At 73.1% G+C, this 3,872-nt stretch carries 3 protein-coding genes; all 3 read right to left on the bottom strand.

Going from position 1 to position 3,872, the window contains the following annotated elements; translation table 11 throughout:
* Positions 1-297: 297 nt before the first annotated feature.
* A complete protein-coding gene (gene ffh, locus ACXR2U_RS23905) occupies positions 298-1,845 on the bottom strand; it encodes a signal recognition particle protein (protein ID WP_458827597.1) in 1,548 nt (515 codons plus the stop codon).
* A gap of 133 nt (positions 1,846-1,978) precedes the next feature.
* Positions 1,979-2,743: a 3-oxoacyl-ACP reductase FabG gene (fabG, locus tag ACXR2U_RS23900; RefSeq protein WP_458827596.1), complete on the bottom strand. Its 765-nt coding sequence runs from the start codon at positions 2,741-2,743 to the stop codon at positions 1,979-1,981.
* Positions 2,744-3,039: 296 nt separating this feature from the next.
* On the bottom strand, positions 3,040-3,872 hold an 833-nt coding region (locus ACXR2U_RS23895; RefSeq protein WP_458827595.1), incomplete at its 5' end, for an LPXTG cell wall anchor domain-containing protein.

The raw sequence follows: 3,872 nt of genomic DNA, 5'->3' as shown, positions 1-3,872 counted from the left end.
CGCCGGGCCGGACGTCGCCGGCGGCGCCTCGGTGCCCGCCGCGGGATCGGGCGTCGCGTCCGGCGCCGGCGGGTGGAACGGGTTGCTCATGCCGGTGACGCTATCCCCCGCCCGCCCCCGTGCACGACGCCGCTTCCTCCGGCGCGCGACCCGCCGTGCCGGGCGCCGATGTGCCCGGTAGCGGGCACAACGCGCGGCGATGTGCCCGGCAGCGGGCACATCGCGCCACGTCCGTGCCCGGTGGCGGGCACATCGCTGCGACGCCGGGTGAGGTGGATGGGCGGGGGGTGCCGGGGTCTAGCGGTCGGGGAGGTTGAGCTTCGACAGGTCGGGCAGCGACTGCCCGCCGGGCAGCCCGGGGAAGCCGGGCGGCAGGCCGGCGGGGCCGGTGCCGGCGGCCGGCAGGCGGGGCGGACCGCCGGCGGGACGGGCGGCCGCGCGCTGCTGCTGCTTCTTGGCCAGCTGCTTGTTCTTGCCCTTCTTCTGCTGGCGGGCGTTCTTGCGGTTGCCACCGAGCCCCGGCATGCCGGGCATCCCCGGCATGCCGCCGGCCATCTTCGACATCATCTTGCGGGCCTCGAAGAACCGGTCGACGAGGGAGTTGACGTCGGACACCTGGACGCCGGACCCCTTGGCGATCCGCAACCGGCGCGAGCCGTTGATGATCTTCGGGTCCTCGCGCTCGAGGGGGGTCATCGACCGGATGATCGCCGCGGTGCGGTCGAGGTCCTTGTCGTCGACCTGCGCCAGGGCGTCCTTCATCTGCCCCATGCCGGGCAGCATGCCGAGCAGGTTCCCGATCGGGCCCATCTTGCGGATGGCCTGCAGCTGCTCGAGGAAGTCCTCGAGCGTGAACTGGTTGCCGGAGGCGAGCTTGGCCGCCATCTTCTCGGCTTCGTCCTCGTCGAACTGCTTCTGCGCAGCCTCGATGAGGGAGAGCATGTCGCCCATGCCGAGGATCCGGGACGCCATGCGGTCCGGGTGGAAGACGTCGAACTCGGTGAGGCCCTCGCCGTTGCTGGCGAACATGATCGGGACGCCGGTGACCTGCCGGACCGAGAGCGCCGCGCCACCGCGGGCGTCGCCGTCGAGCTTGGTGAGGACGACGCCGCTGAAGCCGACACCCTCCTGGAACGCGGTGGCGGTGTTGACGGCGTCCTGACCGACCATGGCGTCGACGACGAACAGGATCTCGTCGGGCTGCACGGCGTCACGGATGTCCGCGGCCTGCTGCATCATGTCGGCGTCGATGCCCAGCCGGCCGGCGGTGTCGACCACGACCATGTCGTGCTGCGCTCGCCGGGCGAACTCGATGGAGTCGCGCGCGACCACGACCGGGTCGCCCACGCCGTTGCCCGGTTCCGGCGCGTACACCGGCACACCCGCGCGCTGCCCGACGACCTGCAGCTGGGTCACGGCGTTCGGGCGCTGGAGGTCACACGCGACCAGCAGCGGCGTGTGCCCCTGCTCGGTCAGCCAGTGGGTGAGCTTGCCGGCGAGGGTCGTCTTGCCGGCGCCCTGCAGACCGGCCAGCAGGATGACGGTCGGCGGGGTCTTGGCGAAGCGCAGCCGACGGGTCTCGCCGCCGAGGATCGCGACCAGTTCCTCGTCGACGATCTTGATGACCTGCTGGGCCGGGTTCAGCGCCTTGCTGACCTCGGCACCCCGGGCCCGCTCCTTGACCGCGGCGACGAACTGCTTGACGACCGGCAGCGCGACGTCGGCCTCGAGCAGTGCGATCCGGATCTCCCGGGCCGTCGCGTCGATGTCGGCGTCGGACAACCGGCCCTTGCCGCGCAGCGACGTGAAGGCCGCTGTCAGGCGGTCGGAGAGGGTGTCGAACACGTCGCCAGGGTAGTCAACCGGTCACCACGGGCCGTCCCACCACGGTCGAGTGGCGCGGACGACGGTCGAGTGGCGCGCTCAGGTGCGCCACTCGGCGGGTCGGCGCGCCACTCGACGGTCAGGGGCCGGAGACTCAGAGGAGCTCGGAGCCGCCGTCGACGTAGAGGACCTGGCCGGTGACGTAGCCCGACTCCTCGGCCGCGAAGAAGGCGGCGGCGTTGGCGATGTCGTCGGGGACGCCGCCGCGACGCACCGGGTTGCGGGTCGAGACCGCCTCCCGCATCGCCTCGATGGTGGTGCCGACCCGCTCCGCGGTGGCCTTGGTCATGGCGGTCTCGATGAACCCGGGCGCGATGGCGTTCGCGGTGATGCCGAACGGGCCGAGCTCGATCGCGACGGTCTTGGTGAAGCCCTGCAGGCCCATCTTGGCGGTCGAGTAGTTGGTCTGGCCGCGGTTGCCGGTGGCCGAGGTCGACGACATCGAGATGATCCGCCCGTACTTCGCCTGCACCATGTGCTTCTGGGCCAACTGGGTCGCGGTGAACGCGCCCTGCAGGTGGACCCGCATGACGGTCGTCCAGTCGTCGTCGCTCATCTTGAACAGCAGGTTGTCGCGCAGCACGCCCGCGTTGTTGACCAGGACGTGCAGCCCGCCGAACTCCCCGACCAGGGCGTCGACGGCCGCCGACATCGCGGCGCGGTCGCTGACGTCGGCGCCGAGCCCGGTCGCCGTGCCGCCCGCCGACCGGATCGCCTCGACGGTCTCCTCGGTGGCACCGCGGTCGAGGTCGAGCACGCCGACCTTCGCTCCGCCCGCGCCGAGCCGGGCCGCGATCGCGGCTCCGATGCCCTGCGCCGCGCCCGTGACCAGTGCGACCCGACCTTCGACTCCTGCCATCTGCCCGTGACCTGCCTCTGCGTGCTCGTGGGAACGGGCCGTCGTCGGCCCTGCACGGGACCCTAGCGGCGCGAGTTGGACGCCGTTGGATGCGTGCGGGGATCAGGGCGTTCGCGGGCAAGGCGGAGGAGGAGCCGATACCGGGGTTGTATCGGCGACGACGACAACGCCGCCCCCGGATGCCCTGGCCCCGCACGCGCCGACACGCATCCGACTCGGGTCGCTGGAGACACAAGGCTGCGGGCGCCGCGTCCAGGTGTGCCGGACGCGACGCCCGCAGCGTCGAGGTTCGGTGCTCAGGCGAGGCCGGCCGCGCTCTCCTCACGACGACGGCCGAACCACAACAGCCCACCGCCGGTGAGCACGAGCAGGCCGCCGACGACGCCCGGCCACAGCGGGTCGGTGCCGGTCTGGGGCAGCGTCGGCGCCGACGAGGTCACCCCGGAGGAGCCGGTGCCCCCGCCGAACGTGGTCGTGCCGTCGGTGCCCGGAGCGGTGCCGCCCGTGGTGTCGGTGTCGCCGCCGGGGACGTCACCGTCGGGGTTGCCGCCGCCGGTCTGCGGCACGCTGACCCGGACGGTGAACGCGACCGCCGGCGCACCGGGCGCGGAGACGGTGCCGTTGAGCGTGCCCGCCGGCTGGTCGGCGTCGATGCCGATGGTCACCGGGTCGAAACCGCCCTCGGCGTCCACGCCGCTGGTCTTCGCGGCGTAGCCCGCGAGCCGGACGGTCGCGGTGGTGTTCGCCGGGAAGCCGGTGCCGCCGATGGTCACCGAGCCGCCGGGGTTGACGTTGCTGCAGCCGTTGCAGGCGATCGCCGGGTCGACGGTCTGCGGCGGGGCCGCCACCGTCAGGCCGAGCGTGTCGTACCGGAAGGTCACCTGCTGGTCGAGGACCGGGTCGGTGAGGGTGCACTCCGCGTCGACGCTGTAGTCACCGGCGTCGCCGAGGGTGATGCCGTTGTCGGCGGTCCACGTGCCGTCGCCGCTCGCGGTCGCGGTGTCGGTGCTGCTGAACGAACCCGGGCCGGTGATCGTCACCGCGATGGTCCCGGCGGCGGGAGCGTCGGCGGGCGCCGCAGCCGGGGCCGCAGCCGGGGCCGCAGCCGGGGCCGCCTCGGCGACCGTGC

The sequence above is a fragment of the Jatrophihabitans sp. YIM 134969 genome (assembly GCF_054456675.1).
The sequence above is the reverse complement of the archived record's forward strand: the minus strand, read 5'-3'. Positions and strand labels throughout refer to the sequence as shown.